Genomic DNA, 21,320 nt, shown 5'->3' on the forward strand with positions numbered 1-21,320 from the left:
TTTCCCGTCTGCCCGCTAGCGTCTAAGGAGAACCCTTGTCTCGGAGGGCTCTCAATGACGATCAGGCTTGTTCTCGCCGGTTGCGGCAATATGGGTTACGCCATGCTTGCGGGCTGGCTGAAATCCGGCAAGCTTGCCCCGCAAGCCGTGTTCGTGGTCGAGCCCAATGCCGAATTGCGCAAGCGCGCCGAGCACCTCGGTTGCAGTGTCGCCGCGGACGCGAACGGGATCCCCGCCGACGCAGAGCCCGACCTCGTCGTCATCGCCGTCAAGCCGCAGGTGATCCGCGACGTCACCGCCGCCTACAAGCGCTTCGGCGACGGCAGGACCACCTTCGTCAGCATCGCCGCGGGCACGCCGGTCGCCACCTTCGAGCACATCCTCGGCCATCTCGCGCCTGTTATCCGCTGCATGCCCAACACGCCGGCCGCGATCGGCAAGGGCATGATGGTGGTCTATTCCAACCCGCTGGTGACCGACGACATCAGGCGTTTCGTTGCCGAGCTGCTGTCGGCGAGCGGTGTGGTGACGACGATCGACGACGAAGGCCTGATGGACGCGGTGACGGCGGTTTCGGGGTCCGGTCCGGCCTACATCTTCCATTTCATCGAGGCGCTTACGGTTGCAGCCGAGAAGGCCGGGCTGCCGACCGAGACCGCCAGGCTGCTTGCCATGCAGACCGTCTATGGCGCTGCTGCACTCGCTGCCGAAAGCGGCGAGGAGCCCGGCGTCCTGCGCCAGCAGGTGACCAGCCCCAACGGAACCACGGCAGCCGCCCTTGCCGTGCTGATGGGCGAAGACCGGCTGACGAAGCTGCTGACCGAGGCGGTGGAAGCCGCGCGGCTGCGGTCGGTGGAATTGGGGAAGTAGCCCAGACGCTCGCGGGGCCGTATCAGCCCCACTTCATCTCACCCTTGGCGACCTTTGCGCCCAGTTCCAGGGACGAGACGTCCAGAAGATCGGGATAGCGCCGCTTCATCGCTGCAATCAGCTCGACGCTGGATTTCGCTTTTTCGGCTTCCTTATTGAAAGCTTCGAGGTAGGCGCGGGTGAATTCCACGGCCGCCAGACCGTCCGGTGCACCGGCTACCTGATGGGACGGCACCACGATGTTGGGTTTGCGGGACGCGATTTCGTTGAGCGCGGCAATCCATTTCTTGCGGTCGTCTACGGTTGGCTCGTCGGCAACCCAGACATGTACGCCGGACGAGATCAGCACGCCGCCGAACACCGCTTCAAGGCTGGGCACCCAGAGATACCGCCGGTCTTTCAGATCGGCGACGGTGACGATCTCGATCTTGTTTCCTTCGATTTCAAGTGAGGTGATATCGGATGCCTCGGGAATGACGACATCCGCCAGGACCTTCGGTCCATTGTCCTTGAGCTGCGGGCCCCAGACATCCAGCTTGGCTTGCACATTGGCTTTGATGGCCGCCACCGTCGCAGCGGCCGCGATGATCTTGGCGCCGGGGAAAGCATCCGCGACGGGACGCAGGCCAAAATAATAGTCAGGGTCGCTGCAGCTGACATAGATCGTGGTCAGGGTCTTGCCCGTCGCCTTGATCGCATCCGCGACCGCACGGCCATCGGACAGGGTAAATCCGCCGTCGAGGAGGATGGCTTCTTTTTCCCCGGTCAGCAGCACCGGCGTGCGGCGGAAACCATTCTCGTCAGCCTGAAAATGGGTCCATTCCAGCTTGGCGGCGGCCTTGGCTGCAAAAGCCAGAGGCTGAAGCATGGCAACCATGCCCGTTGCCAGAAGGGTTTTCATCGTCTCGCGTCTTGTCCAAATGGTTTGCAAGATTTCAATCCTCAATGGGGGTTCAACTGATCGAGATTGGCATCTCGGCATCGTTTGAAAAACCCGGACCAAAAAGGATCACACAATGGCAGCCGATGGTCTGCGTCGTCAGCACGAGCGCAATGATCAGGCGTGTTGCGCGACCAGGTCAACAGCCCATGGCGCGAGCGCGGCAGCATTTGGCCTGCTGGGCGGGAGCGGCTGACGAAGCTGCTGGCCGAATCGTGGAACTGGGGGAGTAGGATCAGGCCAGATCGGTGTGGGAAAAGTCTTTCCCTTTGTAGAGTAAGGGCATCCCACAGCTTTTTGCCGAGGCATATGACAGGCAGTCAGCGAGATTGAGCTGAGCCGGGTGGCCGCGACGTTTGCCATAGTTCGAAAAAGCCTGGATCGCGAGCTTGGCATCACCGATTTCGATCGGAACCACCTCGATCTCGGCCTCACGCAGGAAGTCCTCTATCGCCTTTTCGGCGAAGAGCGGCTCCACCACCAACTTCGATGAAAGCCGCATCGCCGCTTCGAGCACGACCAGCGGAGATGTTATCCGTATCGAGGCCTGCCCGATCCGGCGGCTCCAATCGGCGGCGTCTTCCTCTCCGGCGAGGACAGCGATAACCACCGAGGTGTCGATGAACATCAGGAATGTCCCCACATCTCGTCGATCTCATCCTTAGTCAAATCCCTGCCGCCGCTTCCCGCCTTGGCCTTCAGATCGTTCGATATGGCGGCCAGCCGCTCAGCCAGCGGAACTCGTTCACGTTCGCGCTGAAGCTCGGATTCGAGCGCCTCGATCACCGCCTCGGTCATTGAAATCTTTCGCTTTTCGGCAAGCTGCCGGGCGAGGTCACGGGCGCGCGGGTCTCTGATCTGGAGATTCATCCTGGAAGCCTCCGTTCGGTGCCACTACAACATAGGGAGTTGTCATGACAAGGCCAGCCCGACTGGCCTGTCATCCAATCTCAGCTCCCGTACAGCATCTCATCCTGCAGCTTGCGCAAAGCGAACAGCCTGGTCGTGCGGTCGGGTGTGGCGTTGTCGGTGGTGATGAGCTCGCCCTTCCTGACCGGCTTCAGCACCTTGCCGCCTTCGAGCAGGCCGACCGGCACTGCCAGATTGGCGCGCGCCTCTTCGACGGTCATGGTCCAGGAGCGGTAGCAAGTCTCGCCGATGGCATCGAAGGTCTCGCCCGTGGCGAGATCGCGCTTGGCGACCGCGCAGACCTCGGCCACCGGATTCGGCAGCGGCACCATGTCGGGGCGGCCGTAGAGCATGATACGCGCTGCCGTCAGCGGCACTTCCAGCGAGGTCAGATGGTAGGGCCGGAAGAAGCTGTAATAGGGGCCGTGGCCGATATGCAGATCGTCCATGCGCTCGACGATGCGCGGATGCGTCGCCTCGACGATGACGAAGACGCCCGGCGCCACACCCTTGCCGATCGTGTAGTCGACAACACCCTTCTTCGACAGGATGCCGCCATCGGCGCGCGGTATCAGCACCTTGGCCAGCTGGTCGCGGTCGGCCTTGGGCCCGTGCATGCCCGGCACATCGGGCACCAGCCCGGTGGCGTTGGCGATGGCGCACATCTCGACCATGGTTTTCGAGCCGTCGACGAACTCGACCAGCATGCGCGGGTTCATGTTGCGGCGAAGGGCTTCCTCGCGATAGTCATCCGGAACGGCATCGTGGTTGAGCGGGTTGTTCTTGCCCTTGCCAGCCGAGACGATGGTGTAGCCGAGCGCGGAGGCAAACTCGATCAGCTCCATGCAGCTCGAGGGCTCGTCGCCGGCGCCGACCGAATAGACGACGCCGAGCCGGTCTGCCTGCTGCTTGAGGTAGCAGCCGATCGTGACGTCGGCCTCGACATTCATCATCACCAGGTGCTTGCCGTGCTCCATCGCCTTCAAGTCGAAATCGGCGGCGACACCAGGCTTGCCGGTGGCGTCGATCACGACGTCGATCAGCGGATTGGTGACCAGCATCTCGTTCGAGGTGATGGCGATTTTCCCGGCCTCGATCGCCGCGGTGACTTTCGAACCCATGTCGGCCTCGACCGCCATCGCCTCGTCGCCATAGGCGATGCGGATGGCGTCGCGCGCCGTGTGCGGACGCCGCGTCGAGATGGCGCAGATCTCGATACCGGGCATCAGCATGCCTTGCGTGACCAGGTCGGTGCCCATTTCGCCGGAGCCGATGACGCCGATGCGCACCGGGCGGCCCTCGGCGGCGCGCCTGGCGAGATCGCGGGCCAGTCCGGTCAGGGCGACATTGGTCATGCAAGCGTGTCCACGGCTTCTTGATTGCAGGCGGGAATAGCAGGGAACGGCCCCGCTTTGCCAACGAAACCAGCGGACGGCGGCAATTTCTCCGGCAACAGGCCCGGCAGGTGAGGCCAACCCCAGTAGAGGCTGATTGACCCGCCTCGGCGTCAAACCACCCTGATATAGCTCGTCATGCCGGTTTTCTGATGTTCGATGATGTGGCAGTGCAGCAGCCAGTCGCCGGGATTGTCCGCGACGAAACCGAGCTGAACCTTCTCGTTGGGCTGCATGAGATAGGTGTCGGAGATGACCGGCTGAACCTGGCGTGTCGACGACGACAGCACCTTGAAGCTCATGCCGTGCAGATGCATCGGATGCGATTGCGGCGTCAAATTCTCCATGTCGATGACATAGCTTTTGCCGAGCTTCAGCTCGGCCAAAGGCGCGGTCGGGTCCGGCGTGTCGCCCGGCCACGGTACCTTGTTGATGGCCCAGAAGGAGTAGCCTAGCGTGCCGCATATGCTGTCGCTCGGCACGTTTTCCGCCGTGGCGCTGAGCGAGAGCGCGATGTGTTTCGCGCTGGCGAGATCCACCTCCGGCACCGGGTTGGCTTCCAGCGGTGCGAGGTCGCGCAAATCGCGCTTGAGCGAGCTGCCGGTGGCGCGCAAGGTGGCGAGGACCTTGGGTTTGGTGCCTCTGATGTCGCCCAGGCTGACGATCGCGCCCTCCTGGTCAGGCATGCGGATGGCGAGCTCCATGCGCTGCCCCGGTCCGAGCAGCAAAGCATCGGGCGCAAAACGCTGCGGCACCGGATTGCCGTCCAGCGCGATGACCGCGGCCTCCCCACGCTCGACGCGAAAGGCGTAGATGCGGGTGACATCGGTGATGGCGACCCGCAGCCGCACCAACCCGCCGGCCGGCGCGTCGAATTGCGGCTGGTCGAGCCAGTTGGCGGTGCGCACCGTGCCATAGGTTCCGGTTTTTGCGGCATCGCGCGGCCGGAATTGCTGGATGAACTGCGCGTCGTCGCCGAGGCGCCAGTCGCGCAGATTGACGATTGCCTCCGCATCGAATTTCGGATCGCCCGGGTTTTCGACCACGATCACGCCGGTCAGGCCGTGGCCCATCTGCTCCAGCGTGTTGCAATGCGGGTGATACCAGAACGTGCCGGCGTCGGGCGGGGTGAAGGCGTAGTCGAAATGATCGCCGGTGTAGACGTAGGGCTGAACCAGGAAGGGAACACCGTCCATCTTGTTTGGAACGCGAATGCCGTGCCAATGGATGGTCGTGGGGTCGTCGATGGCGTTGACGAGACGCGCGGCAAAGGGCTCGCCCTTTTTCATCCTGAGCACCGGCGGCATTCCGGCCTCTCCATAAGTCAGCACATCGCGGGTCTGGCCGATATCCATGAACCTGGCCTGGATCTTTGCCGTCTTGAGCACCACCGGCTCCGGTGCGGCCGCGGCCCAGCCACCAAGCCTGGCCATCGCTGCAAGGCCGATCCCACCAGCGCCGGCAACCGCAGCCGTTTTCAAAAGCCTGCGGCGGGTGAGTAAGGTCATCTGGCGCTCCAACGGAATATGATTACCTGCCGCCCTGAATGACGGGGGGCGACCGGCGCACAAGCCGATACTGCCACATCGCATCTCTGTCACGCCATGGCGAGCCGGTGACATCCTTGCACAACAGCGTGAACGCTGGCGTGCCCACCATTCGCCCGCATCCGGGAGCGCGGGCTCGGATTAATGCAACTCGGCCAGCAACGCCTGTGCCTCGGCGAGGTTCTTTTCGGAACCGGCGGCGAGATCGTCCATCTTCTTGTCACGGAAGATGACGAGCGCGTCCTGGCATGCGGCGATCGCTTCCTGTGCCATCGCCTTGTCCTTGTGGGCGGCGCCCAGATCGACCAGCACGTCGCACAGGCTGTCCTGCGTGAAGGCGACAGCCGGCACCGAATTGATCTTCTTTTGCACCACGATCGCCTCGCGCAGGACCAACACCGCCTCCTCGAAATGCGCGACATTGTTTTCGGCGCGGCCGGCCATGGTCAAGGCATAGCCCATCTCGTTGCGCGCATTGGCCCAACGTTCGGGATCGCGCTCGCGACCGAGCTGCTCGGCAAGCGCCCGGTTGACGACAATCGCCTCCTCGTACAATTCAGCCGAAGGCTCGCGGGCCGCGATCATGCTCAGCGTCTGCGCGAGACTGGTCTGGTTGGTGATCCAGAGATCGGGATCGCGGGCGATCGTTCGCACCGTGGCGAGGTCGCGGTAGATCTGAGCGGCTCGTTTCAGCTTGCCGACATCGTTCGCCCAGTAACCAAGACTCGACAGCCCGCCGGCGAGATTGTTCTGATTGTTCTCCCAGACAGCCAGCGCATTCTCGCGCGTTACCACGCTGAGCGCTGCGTCATAGGCGGCAATCGCGAGGGTGAGCAACTCGACGTCCTTGCCGTCCGCGGCCATCAGCAAGGCATTGCCGATATCGCCCTTGGTGCGCGCCCATTGCATGCGGTCGGGAAAACCGTCGTAGATCCGCGCTGCCCTCTCGAAGCTCTCCACGGCCTTGGCGTAGAACGTGGCGTCGCCACCAATCCGGCCCTGGCTGTAGAGGGCAAAGCCGAGGTCGTAATTGATATTGGCCCACTCCTCCGGGTCGGCGTCCTTGGAGTAGGCGGGGAGCGCGGCTTCCAGCATGTCGGCTGCTTGCGCCAGCAAGTCCAGGTTGGATGTATTGTCGCCCAGGATCGACAGGGTCTGGCCGAGCACGCGGCGCGTCTGGCCGATCTCCGTGACATCACCGCCTTTCGTCTGCCCGTCGAGCGCCGCCCGCAGCGCGTCGACCGATTGCTGCAGCAGTAGATCGTCAGAGGCCAGCTTGCCTGACATCATCAATGCGCAGCCGAGGCGGAATTCCGTCTTGGCCCAATTGGCTGGGTCCTTGTCGCGGGTGCGAACCCTGAGCACCTGACCGTAGACATCGATCGCCTGCCGCAGGATCGAGATGTCCCCCGCGCGTTCGCCCCAGTTCGACAGCGTGCCTGCAAGGCTGTAGCCGATCGAAGCGAACTCGCGCGGCGCGGCGGTTGCGGTATAGACCTCCCATGCCTGACGATACGCGGTCACCGCCTGAATGTAGTAATCGGTTCCCGTATCGAGATCGCCGAGCGTGTCGTTGACCGATCCCAGGTTCTGCTGCAGCGAAGCCCAGTCGAGCGGCAGTTTCTCACGCGGATATTCGGACAGAGCGGCCTGGTACGCGGTGGCTGCCTGCAGCAGCAGTTCCTTGTTCTTCTGCTTGGCGCCGAGGCGCTGCAAGGCGTTGCCGAGCGTCAGCTGGCCGTTGGCCCAGCTCGCCGCGGCGTGCTCGCGCGTCCAAACCGTAAGCGATGCAAGGGCGGCGTCGCGCGCCTGCTCAAGCGTGGCGACATCGCCGTTAATGGTTCCGATCGATTCCAGGGCCGTGCTCAGATTATTCTGGATTGTCGCCCATTGCGCCGGCGCGCGTTCCCTGGTCATTTCGCCGGTCGCCGCCTGATAGGCAGCAACCGCCTGCTGCATGGTCGCGATATCCTTTTCGCGCTCACCGAGGCGGTAGAGCGCTGCCCCCAGATTGACCTGGCTCAGCGCCCAGTCGAGCGGTACGCGCTCCCTGCTGTATTCGGTCAGCGCCGCACGATGCGCTTCGATTGCGGCGCGAAAACTGTCCGATGTGGTCTGGCGTTCGCCGATCTCGGACAGCACGATGCCGAGATTGTTCTGCGTCGCCGCCCATTCCAGCGGCAGTTTTTTCGACGACTGTACCTCGAGCGCCGAGCGGAAGGCCGCGACTGCCCGCTCAAGCAGTGCCGTCCCGTTCTCGCGCTGGCCGAGCCGCCAGTAGACCGTGCCCAGATTGCCATAGGTCGATGCCCAGTCGTCAGGGTAGGAGTCATGCGTATAGACGGTCAGCGCCTGCTCATAGGCGGCAGCTGCCTTGTCGAGGTTTTCGCGGCCTGCTTCCCGTTCGCCCAACGTAGCAAGCGTGGCGCCCATATTGTTCTGGGTGGCCGCCCAAAGCAGCGGCAACTTTTCGCGGGTGACATAGGTCAATGCCTGTTCATAGGCTGTCAGGGCCTGGGCGAGATACGCATTGTCGCCGGAGAAGTCCCCTTGTTCCGACAGAGCGTTGGCCTCTGCCGCCTTGTAGTAGAACGCGTCTTCGTCGCTCCATTTGGCAGCCTGCTCGAAGGCCTTGGCGTAATCCTGCGCAGCCTCCTTGAAGTTGAAGGAGATTTCATAAGTCCTGGCACTGCTGGCGAAGACCTTTGCGAATTCCAGCCGCTTTGCCTTCAGCTCGGCCTCGGCCTGGTCGACCGTAGACGAAAGTTCGCCGATGCGGGCCTTGGCCTGCTCGTTGAATTTCTGCGCCGCTTCGAGCGCGCCTTCCTGAACCGCCTGTTGGGCGAGTTTCGATGCCTGGCAATTTCGGGGTCCGGGTTTTTCAAAGTCTCGCGTTCAGCCAACACGTGTTTCAGCCGTTCTGTCTGGCCACGCAGCAGCTTGTCGAGCTCAGCCGGATCCTTGGGTATGTCGACCCCGAGCGCCTTCAGCATGGCGTAGAGCCCATCCATCGGCACCTTGCCGTCACGCGCTATGGTTTCGATCTGGCGGCGCTCCGGATCGGGTAGCGTCGAGATGGTCAGCAGGAGCTGGCGCCGCTCCCTTAGGATTTCCCCCTCGTCGCCTTTCGGCGCCTCGGCGGGGGTACCGAAATAGAGCAGCCGGCGCAGGCTCTCATTGACCCAGGGCCGCTGCTGGCCATTGGTCTTGAGATAGACCTCCTCGCCGATCATGCGCAAAACGGTGCCGAATTCCTCGCCGCCCATCGTGTCGATGTGGCGCAGGATCGCTGCCGCATAGGGGCTGTTGCCGTCGGCCGGACCGTCCAGCGCAACCTTGCCGGGCTCGGCGGCAAAGGCGATGACCTGGCCGAGGCTGCCGTCGACCGAGCCCTTGGCGTCGGCGCCGCCCTTCAGGGAAACCACGCCGCGCGTTTCGCCGAGACCGCCGGCGCCGATCGGCTTGCCTTCGTCGCCCGGCGCCAGCTTCAGGAGCGTGCCCGGCGGGAACGGATCGTTGCGGCAGGCGTCCAGCAGAACGATGGTGACCGGCACCTTGGCCTTCAGTTCGGCGACGATGGACGACAGCGGCACCAGCTTTTCGCCGGCATTGTCGAGCGCCGAGATATCGGCATCGACAGGGACCAGATAATTCTCGCCGCCGGCTTCGATGCCGTGGCCGGAATAGTAGATGATGGCGACATCGGCGCCCTCGGCATCGCCGACAAAGCCTTCGAGATCGCGCCGCAATTTGCGCGCGTCGCGGTTGGTGGCGACATTGGTCTCGAAGCCGAGCCTGTCGAACATCTCCTCGATGGCGCGGGCGTCGTTTTCCGGATTGGGCAGTTTGCCGACATGCTGGTAGTCGGACTGACCGATGATGAGCGCGACGCCTTTCAGCGCCTTCGGCTCTTCAGCCAAAGCGGGGCCAAACGCGCATAGGCACAGCGCCAGTGCCGCAGCAATTGCCGCGCACATGCGCCCTGTCGCACCTGCCGTTCGCCCGAAGAGCATTCTCTACCCCAAATCCCGACGCTATCTTCCGCAAGCGAGATGGCATCATGATGGCCGGCCGATGGCAAGTCCTTGGGCGAGCTGTGTTCTTGTCGTGGATATGCGTACGAGGCGGCTGGCTTCCAGCGTGCGCGCGGTAGTGTTCAGCATGCCGGATACGGCCAGTCCGGCCTGTTCATGAGTTGACAGGTCCGGACTTGTTGAGCAGTCGTCCGGCCCGTAGAGCCTCTTTCTCTCAATGTTTCCGGGCGAGGGGGGCCACGGTTGGATGGCGGGATTGGCACTTTTGCGTCAGCCGGCTTTTTTGGTCCGCAACGAGACCCCGACTTCGCGACTGCATCTTTTTAAAATCAAAGGAATGAACTGGTGCTGCGAGAGAGGATTGAACTCGGCCAGTCGAAACCATTTGTGTTGAATTGATTACCTTTTTCGGCGCCCCTTGCAAGCCCTGTGTATAACCTCGGTGTGCAACTGACCAGCCCTTCGGCATGTAGCCGGCGCGATCATCACCTCCTATAGGTAACAGTCTGGATTTGCCGGCCCGACAACTGTAGCGTGACGGCGGCGCAAACTGCTGGGGCTTTGGAATGGGGGACGCCGTAAAGTTGGTTAAGGAGAATATTGTCAGATATTTTGTAGATAATGCAATTGCCTATAAGATGCGTATTCAGCAGCTGCACATTGTCTCCCCATGGATTGCAAGCTCGGCATCTCGGTACGACGCTGTCGGGGCGCTTGGTGCGCTCCTGGCCGACCGAAGAAACGCGACGTGCACCATCGTCACTCGTCCACCCACGGAAGCGTGGCATCTCAATGCCGTTAGGGGGCTTGCAGAACGTAGAGGAACAACCGTACTCACTATAAAAGATCTCCATACAAAACTCTATATTATGCAGTGCGACGGTTTTCGCCTCGCGCTCTTGGGCTCACCCAATCTCACACCTAGAGCGAACGATACCAACTTGGAGCTTGCAATCGAATTTCGCTCTACAAATGAATTCACAGAGACGCCCGAGCTAGAGATAATCAAGGGTCTCATCCGATACTCGCAAGACCTAACGGAACTTTCAACCGCAAAACTGTTCACATCTTGAGGAAGTGCTATGACCGTCAGCGACTGGTTCTTTCTAAATCCCCATCGCAATAATTTCATGCCAAGCGTGACCCGCGATCGCAATCTATTTCTATGCCACCTCGACATCCAGAAGCAAATTCAGGAAATTATTGAGCGATCATTTGCACTCAAAATTCCGGTAAAAATGATCCTGTATGGCGATTGGGGCGTCGGCAAAACTCATACTATTCATCACCTCGCCTGGTGGATGGAACAGAATGCCGCCCTTTACCCAACCAAAACATATCTGGTTGAGGTCGGAGACGTTACAAAGAAATCTCGGTTCGATATCTTGATTCGCCGGTTTCTGGATCAAATCGGCATTCGGGAAATTATACGTCTGGTCCACGAATATAGGCAAAAAACTGGCGTGCAAGTTGCCAAAGGACTGGCCGAATGTGGCGTTCCAAAGCCGATTTGTGACGTGTTCAATAGCTTCTTAATGGTCGCACCCGGTGACACACCGCCGGAAGCCGTTCAGCAAGCTTTCAATTTTCTGAAAGCGCAGGATGTGAAAGGTTCGCTGTCTTTGGGGATGACCGGAACGTTGTCTGAAAGCGAAGATTTCTATGGAGTTTTGGTGAGTCTTGGTGAATTATATAAGAAGGTTGATGAAAAGCAGCTTATTCTGATAGCGGATGAAGCAGCGAAACTTGAAGCGGTGGAAGGAGACGACCCGACAAACTCTCATTGGCTCTCCACAAACCGAATGATATTTGACGATCAAAATGTCCACTTTGGCTTTATCTATACGATCAGCTCAAAAGGCCGAAAGGGCATTCCCCCCTTCCTTGTTGACGCGCAGATTGAAAACCGGCTGGGGAAAGATAACTATATCGAGCTGAACCCGTTGGCACCCGCCGATGTGACTAGCTTCTTGCAACGTCTTTTTGCGGATTTCCTGGATTGGAATAGGATTTCTGAAGCGGTTAGCTCGGGCACGATCCCGTCCGGAGTTTATGATCAATCGTCCTATCCATTCGAGCCGAGCGCAAAGGCTGCGTTCGTTGACTATTTCAATCGTACCCAGCAGGATTCCAAACCGCGGGATATTTGCAAGAAGCTCGATGCAGCGGCGTTCATTGCCTTCAAGGGCGATAAGCGGGTAATCGATATGGACTCGCTCGACAAGGCGGGGCTTTGACCGTGGTGAGCTACGAGCTCGAACCGGAACTATCAAAAGACGCAAGGGTTGTGGCTGGCGATCCGGCCGCCCGTGCCCGGGATACCTTGCTGTTAGGAGAACTCGCCGAAAGCGGGCGCCGAAGGCGGCTCTACGTGGATATCTCGGGGGAGCAGGTTGTCGCGATTTTTGGAAAGCGAGGGACCGGAAAGTCTTTCACTCTAGGTGTGGTATTGGAAGGTTTAGCTGCGGCGAAAGGAGAGACCGCCCTATCCACCAAAGTCACCCCCCGCGCGGCGCTCGTGCTGGACATCATGGATATCTTTTGGACCTCCACTATCGCTCTTGCACCCACGGGTCCGCCAGAACTTGTAAAGCAGCATGCAATTATGAAGCAAGCGGGCTACACACCAATCGACTTGTCTGTTGATCTGTGGATTCCCGCTGGTTTTGAGAACCCCTCTACTGACCCTGCTGGCGTTGGTTCGCTCGTAATTTCAGCATCCGACATGGGCTTAGACGATTGGGGGGCACTTTTCGGAATTGATATCTACACAGAGCCACGGGGGATGCTCATCCACGAGCTTATACATTCGGTCAGCATAACAGGATACGCCGACGCTAGCGGCACCACCCACCCTCCAAAAAGTGACTACTCGATTTCCGACCTTCTGGCTTGCTGCGAGAACAACAACACGCTTCTGGCAAACTTCCAAGACGGGACGGCTAGGAGCGTCAGACAGCGGCTGCTGACTTTCAGCGTGTTGCCGTTGTTCCAAGGAACATCCACGCCGCTTAGCGCAATACTGAGGCCATTCCGCACAAGCGTACTCATGCTCGCCAGGGTACCTGACGGGCTAAAGAATGTCGTAGTCGCGGTGCTGACCCGAAGGATAATGCGGGAGAGGCGTGATGCATCGCACGCACAGAAGCGGCTCGACCTTCAGGCAAATTTGTCGGTCGAAGAAAAAAACAAGCTGCAGAACGTTGTCAATGGCAGCATACCGAGAACCTGGGTCTTGATGGATGAGGCGCATGTGCTCGCGAGCAGCGATGCTCCTCCCGCCGTCCGAGAATCGTTGATTAAGTTTGCAAAGGAGGGCCGCAACTATGGTCTTTCGCTTTGTATCGCCACTCAACAGCCCAGCGCAATTGATCCCAAACTTATGTCACAAGTTGAAACGCTTTTAGTGCACCAGCTTACAGCACCCCGCGACGCGCAAATAGCTCAAGAAATGATACGGTCGCCGCTACCGAGCAGCTTGAAAATCAATGGCGAACCAGCCTCGGTATCTGCACTCATACGACAGCTGTCACCCGGCACTGCTATTTTTTCATCCGGCAATGCACCGAATTTACCTCGATGCTGCGTCGTCAAGGTAAGGCCGCGTGTAACGGCGCATGGTGGGTACGAAGCTTGATGCTTTTCGGCCGCGCAATAGACGGGCTCGACGAGTTTATGCAGCGTCTTGGGCATTTGACGGCCCTTTTGATAGCCGCCGACGAGTCTACTTCTTCTCACAGGACGGAGCGTCGGTTCCAAGAGCTGCTCACGGCGGCAGTTTCTGCGTCGGAGGAGGATGTCGATCTTGCCCGGTATCTGCTTGCAAAGAATCTGGCCCATAAGTGCGATATGGATTCCCCACGCACTGAAGATGTCCATCGGAAATATGACAGCTTTTGCGTTACGCTCGGTTCACCTCCATATCTGAGATCCTCGTCCGGTCACGGTGACTTTGTCGTTGATTGGCAGGATAAGTGTTTTGCGTCGCCTGAGGTCCTATCGAAGACCGGCGCTATTAGCACTACGGTGAGGTCCGGGTCTAAGACGCCAATTTCTCACATCTTGGACTGGGCTAACTTACTTGGCTTGATTAATTCCAGCGCGAATCTCTCAGCCGAAGGCCGCGCTGCGCTATGGCTACATCGGCGATACGGACAGCGCGAAAACCCCTACATCCTTTCTTACGAGAAGATTGTTTACGCGTATCTGGTGTTCAAGAGTGACTTTGACGTCTTGACACGACTTATTGCAGGAGTGGCGCGTAAGGCTGCCGTTGATAAGAAGTCTGGGACTGATCTATATCTTGAAATTCTTGGTGAAATTTACGAGGACTCATCTCTTGACAATTTACCTGGACGCGAGCGGCAGAACTTAACTCACATGTGGAGAGATGTTTATAAGGGCACCTCCAGGAACAACGGGAGCGCCTCGACCGCATGGCATCGCGTGTCATCTAGGCTCGAGATTCTTGTTGATTTGGGACTATTGACGAAGCGAAAAGGAGAAAACGAATTCAAACACGAGTACAAATATTTTATCTCCCCTCGGGGAGAGTCAGTCTCTCGGACTTTTGAAGGTGCGTCTGACCCCGACGCTTGGATTGCCGAACAGTTGGTGTTTGCTACATTTGGAATAGATAAGTATGTCGATCTGTCCGTTGATGAAGTTGTCAAGGATGTGACGATCACGGTTGACAGTCTCGGCGTCAGTATAGGCTTAGTTCCAATAGACCCGCTGTGCTTATCTATTGCCGCGCTACGCTGCGCAGCAGGGTCCCCTACAACATTCGGCACAGTGCGAAGCGCCATAGAAAATGCCGCTGTCGAACGCCCGGAAATTTTCCGTCTCGCCAGGGGGTCCTACGGCCCGAGAGCTGAATATGTATCGATAAATCGACGGGGACTCGTTGGATCATGAGCGCTTACATTCGCGAGGAAGCGTTTTCGTTGGTCCCGTCACTGGAGACCGCAAAACATTGGGCGGGACGCAAATCGACATTGGAGCGCATTGATAGGCTTTCTCAACATCTTTCCACGCGTAGCGATTCGTCGATCGATATCCTTTGGGCCAGTTTCGGCTCCGGCAAGACGCACACGCTGCGATATATCGAGCATAGCGTGCAGCAGAGGAATGAACGTGCTCTCTGTGCTTTTGTTGAGCTTAGCGAGAGTACACGTTCATTCTTGGATTTGTACCGTCAGCTGTCCAGTGCCATCGATTGGAGGAGGATTGCTAGGCTTGCACAAGATAGCGCCGTTGCCCTTCCTTCGGACCTGCGCCGAGCCTTCCATTTCATAGCAAATGACGACACCTTAAATGCCAGCCTCGCTCTTGATTGGCTAGCAGGTCAGAAGCCGGATTTGCGATTGCTGCGTCAAGCGACAAACATACAACGCCGTATCGAGGCCGACGCCGATGCCGTTGCCGTCTTGGCCGCTGTCACACAGATGCTTTCAACCCTTGGGGGGAAGCTAGTCATTCTTATCGATGAGTATCAGCGAATTACCGCCATCCCGCAACGTCAGCGGACTTCCATAACGTCCACGATTAGAACTCTTTTCAACTCTTGCCCGAAAGGACTAGGCGTGGTGTTCGCGCTAACATCCGCATTGGAGCAGACGGCGTTATCACTTGTGCCCGGAGAAATCAGAACTTTGATCGGCCCTAAGCCGTCGGTGACCCTTCCTGAACTTGAAGCGGAGGAGGCTGCCATCTTCTGCGTCGAAAGGATGAGGCAGTTCCGGCCGAGCGGATACAACGGCGACGATTATAGCCCGTACGGTAAGACGCTCCTATTGGATATGATCTCATACCTCGATAAGCGGCCTGACGTTCGGCTCACACCACGAAACATTATTCACGCCATGTCTTGGCTTTATGATGACGTGGTGGATGCGGATCCCAGTCAGCTGAAAGAACTGAAAAAGATCGATGTTGGCGCCTCTCTAGGCGCATTAAATTGGGAGGCATCGGGATGATCGCTCGTTTGCTTACATCAAGACCGGAAGAAGATTGCGATAGTGCGTGGGTAGGCGGTTTTCGCTTCTACACAACCGACGGTGAGCCACCTGAAGGAGCAATAGAACATCTCGCGGAGGTTCTGTCCGATACCCTAAAAAGCGGCTTGGTATCGAACCGATCATACGCCAGGCAGACGCTTTTGCCCTATGTTGATTCGCCCAAGCCCGATAGGATATTTCAGGCGCTGCTTGGTTTGCTGCTTCATCGTGATTTGGTGAGGAAATATCAGTGTCGCAGCCAGAATGGCGACAGCTTTTCAGTTTTTGTCCATCAGGAAAGGCATGAAGAATGGTACGCGCTGTTGGCGGATTTGCTGGAGCGGGCTTCGCGTTTCCAAAGCAGTAATATAAAGGTGGTCGCCCAAGATCGATTCGGCGGCAAAAAGGGCGCTTGGTTCTGGGTATCGTATGCTGCAGGCTATCTGGCTGAAAAGGGTCTCGTACACCAACTTGATCGGTTTTCGTTTGAACCCCAGAAATGGGTAAGAGATGCCGCATCTCACGCTAAGCGAGCTTTCTTTCTTGTGGACGGGCGAAGGATACCGGTCAATAGAGCCGGGGCTTAAACAGTCTATCGGAATTGCCCGGGACGGCAATCCATCGTTTCAGCGGATCGAAGTTAGCAACTTGGCAGCCGAATCGATCGAGCTTGCTGTAGTATGCACCTCGGCTTTCTGTGGTTTCTTTCTCCCCGAGAATCGCCTTCTGTTAAGTGACGGGTCCATCAGACCCACCTCCTTCCTGATCGACGCGTTCCCAATCAGCCAATTTACGGTAGAAAGCCCGATTGGGCTTGCTCAGTCGGACGCGTGGTTTTCATCGGTTGATGAGGTGCACTTGGCTCGCGCACTATATCGTTCTGCCGTTATGACAGACGAACTCGGTTCACTTTATATCCATCTAAAATCCGGCACCCAGGCTGGCCTTGAGCCCTGGATCAAAGACTCTATTTTGGTAGTACCCAAAAACAAGCTGGAGGTGTTCTGCAGCGAAGTTCTCTCGTACCCGGGCGCAGCGGTGTCTCTTCTTGCCCGGGATGGAGAGGTGGGTAATATGCATTTTCTAGACGCTCCGCTCGCAAACAGCATATGTCGACTTTTGCGATCAACGTTGTCTTATAGCTCGCAGCTACATACCCCTGACATTAAGTTGGAATTTGAGACGCCTATGTCGCCCAGCGACACCATGTTTCCGCTGAAGTGCGGATTTCGTGTTGCCCTGGGCGCGAGGTGTTGGTCGGTAGTGTGGGAAGACACGAGTTGGCGACCAATCGTAAATGGTTTCATCGCCTATCCGGATCGAGAACGGTAGTGTCACTTCGACACGGATGATAGCCAGAACAAGCGGGGATCAAAGATCAAACCATCAATCGATCTTGAGGGGGGCAAGGGACGGATTCCTTGGCCGATTGCAGATGTTCAGGAAAAGTCGTTCAAGCCGCGCGGCATCGATTTCGCACTGCCAGACTGTATGGACCGTCCATCCAGCCTTCTCTAATTCTTCACGCGCATTTGCGTCCCTTGTAGCGTTTGCCTGAATCTTGTGCTTCCAGAATTCCTGGTTGGTGGTCGGCAGGGTTGCCCTGCGACAATCCACGTGCCCATGCCAAAAGCAGCCATGAACAAAAACGGCAACCCGCCTTGGCGAAAAGACTATATCAGGCATTCCAGGGAGGCGTTTGTCATGCAGGCGATAACGTAGGCCCCGGTTATGGAGATATCGTCGTACAGCTAATTCTGGGCGAGTGTCTTTCCCGCGAATGCGGGACATAATCTGGCTGCGCTTTTCCGTATCAAAGATATCCACTTTGACGGGGCCTTAGTGTCGCGCCGAGGCTGCGATTAGATAACCTGCAAAAAACTTTGCAAGACGCGGCGGTACGGCGTTTCCGATCATTCTAGCGATCGGCTCGATCTGCTCAGTAGGATAGAAAACATAGTCCTCGGGAAAAGACTGCAGTATCGCCGCTTCCCGTAACGAGATGCCCCGATTCTGCAAGACATCGAAATGGCCAAAACGGCCGTTTGAAATAGAATGGCACTTCGTTGTGATGGTCGGAGACGGCCGGTCGGGGTGCATGCGGGTGTAGACGTCTGTGAAGCACTTATTGTTCAGACGCTGATTAACCTTCCGGTGGCAATCCAGCGTCAAATCCCCGAAAGACGTTGTCGCCAGATATGCGTTCGACTGCCCCGGCTTGGCAGAAGACATGCGCTTCAGATTGAGATCACTTAACGTCCGTGCGCGGTGATTTGGAATGTCCCTGTGCGTCTCGCCGGCCTTGATCGACGGCATATGGCCAATGGCTTCAGCCACCGAAACCATTACAGCACCGGGATCTGAGGGAGGCACAGTTAACTCGCCGCTGATCGTATCATTGAGATACCCTTCGCGAACAAGCTCTTTCCGTACAGCCACCAGAATTGACCGTTTTCGGAATTGCGGTATGCCGAACTTCGATGTGCAGACAACCTTTGAGCCGGTGGCGTAACCTAAGTTTTCCAGATGACGTCGGAAATCTTCCCAGATGCCCCCATACTTTGGGTCCCTTATGCCTGCAACGTTCTCGGACAGCACCATTTCCGGCATGTACCGTTCAACGTAAACGGCAGCTTGAGCCAGAAGATTGCGATCCTTCTCTCGACCCTTTTTACGACTTTCACTAAGTGCTTTGCGTGACACCGAGGTAAACGGCTGGCATGGCGCACATATGGCGAAAAGCAGGGGAACTTTTGGCACTTTCCCTTTGTAGTAGCCAATAAGGCTATCGAGCTTATCCATCAACTCTAGCTGCTGCCCTGCCTCGTAATCCGTATCTTTTGGGAATACGTCATAGTGCAGAAATCTCGAATTGGCGAAATCTACCGAGGAATTAAAGTTATTCTCAGAATAAGTCACTCCGCAACGCTGATCTTTGTCTATTCCTGCAATAACATATCCGCCGGCATCGATCAGTCCTCGTGTCGTCCCTCCTGCGCCGCAAAAAAAGTCTACGGCTAGGAACGCTGGCGCCCCGTTTTTCGTAAGTCTACGGACCGTGCCCATCTCGAATCCTTCTTATCGCTCAGCCCGGGAGCAAAATACTACAATCTTACGCGGGGGCGTCACGCATATATGATTCTATCAATATGTTCAACTAGTTATGGCTTTCCAACGCACGATCCTCTCCGCTCGAAGGCGGCCGGCGTTGGGATCGATGCCGTGGGCGAGTCGGCTAAAAACGGGAAAAAAATCTGAGCGGGTGAATTGAACAGCTCTCGACTGCGCTTTCGCCGGGTTCGGCATTGAGGAGCGCCACTTGTCGCCGATAGAGGTCCCCAGCGAGGGCCACAAGCTGGATATGGGGGAGCGGCACTGGCCCAGCCCTTAGCGCCTTCCAGCGCAGAGCGACCTTTGCGGCCTCCTGCGCGAACCTCGCTTTCGCTTCGGCGGGGTCTTTTGTGCGGAGAGAGTAGAGAAGTTCAGCCCTTCCGACCTTGCGCTTCAGATCGGCGGGGACGCGTTGGCGGAAGTAATATACGCCTGATTTGCTTTTTTGTGGGCTCGGCATCGGAAGGACCATGTGTAGCACCTCTGTGTAGAACCGAGGTGTCTCCAAATCCCTGATAACGCCTATCTTTCTGATTTCCAACAGAAAAGAATGGTGCTGCGAGAGAGGATTGAACTCTCGACCTCTCCCTTACCAAGGGAGTGCTCTACCACTGAGCTACCGCAGCCGCTGATGGCGGGGCTTCTGCCATATAGAACCGGCAAGCGCAAGGCGTCTGTGAACGGCTTTGCCAGACAAGTTTCGCTGACACGGCGGCGCCACAATGCTAGCTATCCCTTGAACGGCAGGCCCTGCCAGTCGCGGGCGGGACGGAACGATGGACGACAAGACAAATCCACCGAAAAAGGCTGATCCGGCAAAAAAGGACGGGACTAACCGCAAGGACCGTCTGGCCGAGCAGTTGCGCGCCAATCTCATGAAGCGCAAGACGCAAGCGCGTTCGCGGCGCACGGGTGACGCTGACCAGCGCCCGGAAGGCCTGGCGGCTGCTGAAAAAATGCACAAGGACTGACCGATATCAGCCACACTGGCCGGTCACCTTGGCCAAAGGGGCTCAGAAATCCTATTTCTTGAACCAAGCCGGCCAATGGTCTAGACGGGCCGATACTCAAACTGACGAAAACCGGCCTTTCGGGCCGAGGGGACATTTCTCTCATGGATCGCATCAGAATTGTCGGCGGCAACAAGCTCGCCGGAAGCATTCCGATTTCGGGCGCGAAAAACGCTGCTTTGCCGCTGATGATCGCCTCGCTGCTCACCGACGACACGCTGACGCTGGAAAACGTGCCGCATCTGGCCGATGTCGAGCAGCTGATCCGCATTCTCGGCAATCACGGCGTCGACTATTCGGTCAACGGCCGCCGCGAGAAGCAGAATGAGGGCTATTCGCGCACCATCAACTTCTCGGCCCGCAACATCGTCGACACGACCGCGCCTTACGAGCTGGTGTCGAAGATGCGGGCATCGTTCTGGGTGATCGGCCCGCTGCTGGCCCGCATGGGCGAGGCGAAAGTGTCGCTTCCCGGCGGTTGCGCCATCGGCACGCGGCCGGTCGACCTGTTCCTTGAAGGCCTGCAGGCGCTGGGCGCCGACATCGATGTCGACACTGGCTATGTGCTGGCCAAGACCAGGAACGGCCGCCTCGTCGGCAATCGCTATGTGTTCCCGAAAGTCTCCGTCGGCGCCACCCATGTGCTGATGATGGCGGCGGCGCTCGCCAAGGGCGAGACGGTGCTGGAAAACGCCGCCTGCGAGCCCGAAATCGTCAACCTCGCCGAATGCCTCAACGCCATGGGCGCAAAAATTTCCGGCGCCGGCACTCCAACCATCACCATCGATGGCGTCGAATCGCTGTCGGGCGCGCGAGTGCGCGTCATCCCCGACCGCATCGAGACCGGGACCTATGCCATGGCTGTGGCCATGACCGGCGGCGATGTCGTGCTCGAAGGCGCCCGCCCCGAGCTGCTACAGACCGCGTTGGATGTGATTGCCCAGACCGGTACCGAGATCACGCCGACCAATTCCGGCATTCGCGTCCGGCGCAACGGCGCCGGCATTTCGCCGGTCGACGTAACGACGGCGCCGTTCCCGGCCTTCCCGACCGATCTGCAGGCGCAGTTCATGGGCCTGATGACCATGGCCAAAGGCAAGTCGCGCATCACCGAGACCATCTTTGAAAACCGCTTCATGCATGTGCAGGAACTGGCCCGGCTCGGCGCCCACATCACGCTGTCCGGCCAAACGGCGATCGTCGACGGCGTCTCCAAGCTGAAGGGCGCGCCCGTGATGGCGACCGATCTGCGCGCCTCGGTGTCGCTGGTCATCGCCGGTCTGGCGGCCGAAGGCGAAACGACGGTCAACCGCGTCTACCACCTCGACCGCGGTTTTGAGCGGCTGGAAGAAAAGCTCTCCAATTGCGGCGCGGTGATCGAGCGGATTTCGGCTTGACCGCACGGCAGTTGCTTCAGACAGACAGGCGTCTGGTGCTGCCTTCATTCGCTACCAACACTTCAAACCCGAGGCCCTAGCCTCGGGTTGAGTTTGTGTCGCGGTTGCA

At 58.3% G+C, this 21,320-nt stretch carries 19 protein-coding genes and 1 tRNA gene; 9 read left to right on the forward strand and 11 right to left on the reverse strand.

Annotated features, from left to right (window positions below; genetic code table 11):
* Nucleotides 1–54: 54 nt before the first annotated feature.
* Nucleotides 55–870 carry a pyrroline-5-carboxylate reductase gene (gene proC / locus NKI10_RS03760; RefSeq protein WP_023669294.1) on the forward strand — a complete coding sequence of 272 codons (816 nt, stop codon included), beginning with the start codon at nucleotides 55–57 and terminating at the stop codon, nucleotides 868–870.
* Between the two features lie 22 nt (nucleotides 871–892).
* On the opposite strand, the gene NKI10_RS03765 is transcribed toward proC, so the two are convergent.
* The 7 genes from NKI10_RS03765 to NKI10_RS03795 form a co-directional block, all read right to left on the reverse strand.
* Nucleotides 893–1,792 (reverse strand): MBL fold metallo-hydrolase, encoded by a 900-nt coding sequence (locus NKI10_RS03765; RefSeq protein WP_023818682.1) that lies wholly within the window; start codon nucleotides 1,790–1,792, stop codon nucleotides 893–895.
* 253 nt (nucleotides 1,793–2,045) lie between these two features.
* The gene (locus NKI10_RS03770) at nucleotides 2,046–2,438 is read right to left on the reverse strand and encodes a type II toxin-antitoxin system VapC family toxin (RefSeq protein ID WP_023738240.1); all 393 of its coding nucleotides are present in this window, start codon (nucleotides 2,436–2,438) and stop codon (nucleotides 2,046–2,048) included.
* Complete coding sequence (locus tag NKI10_RS03775) at nucleotides 2,438–2,680, reverse strand: type II toxin-antitoxin system VapB family antitoxin (RefSeq protein WP_023669292.1); 243 nt, start codon at nucleotides 2,678–2,680, stop codon at nucleotides 2,438–2,440. The genes NKI10_RS03770 and NKI10_RS03775 overlap by 1 nt, the downstream gene beginning before the upstream one ends.
* 80 nt (nucleotides 2,681–2,760) lie before the next feature.
* Nucleotides 2,761–4,074 carry an NAD(P)H-dependent oxidoreductase gene (locus NKI10_RS03780; RefSeq protein WP_352858754.1) on the reverse strand — a complete coding sequence of 438 codons (1,314 nt, stop codon included), beginning with the start codon at nucleotides 4,072–4,074 and terminating at the stop codon, nucleotides 2,761–2,763.
* 152 nt (nucleotides 4,075–4,226) lie between these two features.
* Complete coding sequence (locus NKI10_RS03785; protein ID WP_023738237.1) at nucleotides 4,227–5,621, reverse strand: multicopper oxidase family protein; 1,395 nt, start codon at nucleotides 5,619–5,621, stop codon at nucleotides 4,227–4,229.
* 180 nt (nucleotides 5,622–5,801) lie between these two features.
* Entirely contained in the window at nucleotides 5,802–8,150 is a 2,349-nt protein-coding gene (locus tag NKI10_RS03790) for a tetratricopeptide repeat protein (protein WP_352858756.1), read from the reverse strand.
* A 239-nt stretch (nucleotides 8,151–8,389) separates the two neighbouring features.
* Nucleotides 8,390–9,673, reverse strand: coding sequence for a caspase family protein (locus NKI10_RS03795; RefSeq protein ID WP_352858758.1), 1,284 nt, complete (start codon nucleotides 9,671–9,673; stop codon nucleotides 8,390–8,392).
* Between the two features lie 1,103 nt (nucleotides 9,674–10,776).
* On the opposite strand from NKI10_RS03795, the gene NKI10_RS03800 reads away from it, so the two are divergent.
* The 6 genes from NKI10_RS03800 to NKI10_RS03825 are packed head-to-tail and all read left to right on the forward strand — an operon-like array spanning nucleotide 10,777 to nucleotide 17,025.
* Nucleotides 10,777–11,931, forward strand: a complete 1,155-nt coding sequence (locus NKI10_RS03800) for a P-loop NTPase family protein (RefSeq protein WP_352858760.1) — start codon at nucleotides 10,777–10,779, stop codon at nucleotides 11,929–11,931.
* Nucleotides 11,928–13,331: an ATP-binding protein gene (locus tag NKI10_RS03805; RefSeq protein WP_352858762.1), complete on the forward strand. Its 1,404-nt coding sequence runs from the start codon at nucleotides 11,928–11,930 to the stop codon at nucleotides 13,329–13,331. The genes NKI10_RS03800 and NKI10_RS03805 overlap by 4 nt, the downstream gene beginning before the upstream one ends.
* Nucleotides 13,331–14,611 (forward strand): hypothetical protein, encoded by a 1,281-nt coding sequence (locus NKI10_RS03810; RefSeq protein ID WP_352858764.1) that lies wholly within the window; start codon nucleotides 13,331–13,333, stop codon nucleotides 14,609–14,611. Before NKI10_RS03805 ends, NKI10_RS03810 begins: the two co-directional genes overlap by 1 nt.
* Nucleotides 14,608–15,672: a BREX system ATP-binding domain-containing protein gene (locus tag NKI10_RS03815; RefSeq protein ID WP_352858766.1), complete on the forward strand. Its 1,065-nt coding sequence runs from the start codon at nucleotides 14,608–14,610 to the stop codon at nucleotides 15,670–15,672. Before NKI10_RS03810 ends, NKI10_RS03815 begins: the two co-directional genes overlap by 4 nt.
* A complete protein-coding gene (locus NKI10_RS03820; protein WP_352858768.1) occupies nucleotides 15,669–16,280 on the forward strand; it encodes a hypothetical protein in 612 nt (203 codons plus the stop codon). Before NKI10_RS03815 ends, NKI10_RS03820 begins: the two co-directional genes overlap by 4 nt.
* Nucleotides 16,204–17,025 carry a hypothetical protein gene (locus NKI10_RS03825; RefSeq protein ID WP_352858770.1) on the forward strand — a complete coding sequence of 274 codons (822 nt, stop codon included), beginning with the start codon at nucleotides 16,204–16,206 and terminating at the stop codon, nucleotides 17,023–17,025. Before NKI10_RS03820 ends, NKI10_RS03825 begins: the two co-directional genes overlap by 77 nt.
* Nucleotides 17,026–17,079: 54 nt before the next feature.
* On the opposite strand, the gene NKI10_RS03830 is transcribed toward NKI10_RS03825, so the two are convergent.
* The 4 genes from NKI10_RS03830 to NKI10_RS03845 all read right to left on the reverse strand — a co-directional run bounded on the left by NKI10_RS03830 (nucleotide 17,080) and on the right by NKI10_RS03845 (nucleotide 19,430).
* Nucleotides 17,080–17,520 carry a very short patch repair endonuclease gene (locus NKI10_RS03830; protein ID WP_352858772.1) on the reverse strand — a complete coding sequence of 147 codons (441 nt, stop codon included), beginning with the start codon at nucleotides 17,518–17,520 and terminating at the stop codon, nucleotides 17,080–17,082.
* Nucleotides 17,521–17,532: 12 nt separating this feature from the next.
* Nucleotides 17,533–18,759: a DNA cytosine methyltransferase gene (locus NKI10_RS03835; protein WP_352858774.1), complete on the reverse strand. Its 1,227-nt coding sequence runs from the start codon at nucleotides 18,757–18,759 to the stop codon at nucleotides 17,533–17,535.
* Between the two features lie 169 nt (nucleotides 18,760–18,928).
* Nucleotides 18,929–19,276: a DUF6538 domain-containing protein gene (locus NKI10_RS03840; RefSeq protein WP_352858776.1), complete on the reverse strand. Its 348-nt coding sequence runs from the start codon at nucleotides 19,274–19,276 to the stop codon at nucleotides 18,929–18,931.
* Nucleotides 19,277–19,355: 79 nt separating this feature from the next.
* Nucleotides 19,356–19,430 (reverse strand) — tRNA-Thr (locus tag NKI10_RS03845).
* A 150-nt stretch (nucleotides 19,431–19,580) separates the two neighbouring features.
* Here NKI10_RS03845 and NKI10_RS03850 point away from each other — a divergent pair.
* Nucleotides 19,581–19,775: a hypothetical protein gene (locus NKI10_RS03850; protein ID WP_352667874.1), complete on the forward strand. Its 195-nt coding sequence runs from the start codon at nucleotides 19,581–19,583 to the stop codon at nucleotides 19,773–19,775.
* A 143-nt stretch (nucleotides 19,776–19,918) separates the two neighbouring features.
* Nucleotides 19,919–21,211 carry a UDP-N-acetylglucosamine 1-carboxyvinyltransferase gene (gene murA, locus NKI10_RS03855; RefSeq protein ID WP_023732388.1) on the forward strand — a complete coding sequence of 431 codons (1,293 nt, stop codon included), beginning with the start codon at nucleotides 19,919–19,921 and terminating at the stop codon, nucleotides 21,209–21,211.
* Nucleotides 21,212–21,320 lie beyond the last annotated feature (109 nt).

This window comes from Mesorhizobium sp. M0802 (genome assembly GCF_040320115.1).
Taxonomy (GTDB): Bacteria; Pseudomonadota; Alphaproteobacteria; order Rhizobiales; family Rhizobiaceae; genus Mesorhizobium.

Coding starts and splice junctions, on each gene's coding strand:
- proC (WP_023669294.1), top strand. CDS start 55: ATGACGATCAGGCTTGTTCTCGCCGGTTGCGGCAATATGGGTTACGCC.
- NKI10_RS03770 (WP_023738240.1), bottom strand. CDS start 2,438: ATGTTCATCGACACCTCGGTGGTTATCGCTGTCCTCGCCGGAGAGGAA.
- NKI10_RS03775 (WP_023669292.1), bottom strand. CDS start 2,680: ATGAATCTCCAGATCAGAGACCCGCGCGCCCGTGACCTCGCCCGGCAG.
- NKI10_RS03780 (WP_352858754.1), bottom strand. CDS start 4,074: ATGACCAATGTCGCCCTGACCGGACTGGCCCGCGATCTCGCCAGGCGC.
- NKI10_RS03785 (WP_023738237.1), bottom strand. CDS start 5,621: ATGACCTTACTCACCCGCCGCAGGCTTTTGAAAACGGCTGCGGTTGCC.
- NKI10_RS03795 (WP_352858758.1), bottom strand. CDS start 9,673: ATGCTCTTCGGGCGAACGGCAGGTGCGACAGGGCGCATGTGCGCGGCA.
- NKI10_RS03800 (WP_352858760.1), top strand. CDS start 10,777: ATGACCGTCAGCGACTGGTTCTTTCTAAATCCCCATCGCAATAATTTC.
- NKI10_RS03810 (WP_352858764.1), top strand. CDS start 13,331: ATGCTTTTCGGCCGCGCAATAGACGGGCTCGACGAGTTTATGCAGCGT.
- NKI10_RS03815 (WP_352858766.1), top strand. CDS start 14,608: ATGAGCGCTTACATTCGCGAGGAAGCGTTTTCGTTGGTCCCGTCACTG.
- NKI10_RS03820 (WP_352858768.1), top strand. CDS start 15,669: ATGATCGCTCGTTTGCTTACATCAAGACCGGAAGAAGATTGCGATAGT.
- NKI10_RS03825 (WP_352858770.1), top strand. CDS start 16,204: ATGCCGCATCTCACGCTAAGCGAGCTTTCTTTCTTGTGGACGGGCGAA.
- NKI10_RS03835 (WP_352858774.1), bottom strand. CDS start 18,759: ATGGGCACGGTCCGTAGACTTACGAAAAACGGGGCGCCAGCGTTCCTA.
- NKI10_RS03840 (WP_352858776.1), bottom strand. CDS start 19,276: ATGGTCCTTCCGATGCCGAGCCCACAAAAAAGCAAATCAGGCGTATAT.
- NKI10_RS03850 (WP_352667874.1), top strand. CDS start 19,581: ATGGACGACAAGACAAATCCACCGAAAAAGGCTGATCCGGCAAAAAAG.
- murA (WP_023732388.1), top strand. CDS start 19,919: ATGGATCGCATCAGAATTGTCGGCGGCAACAAGCTCGCCGGAAGCATT.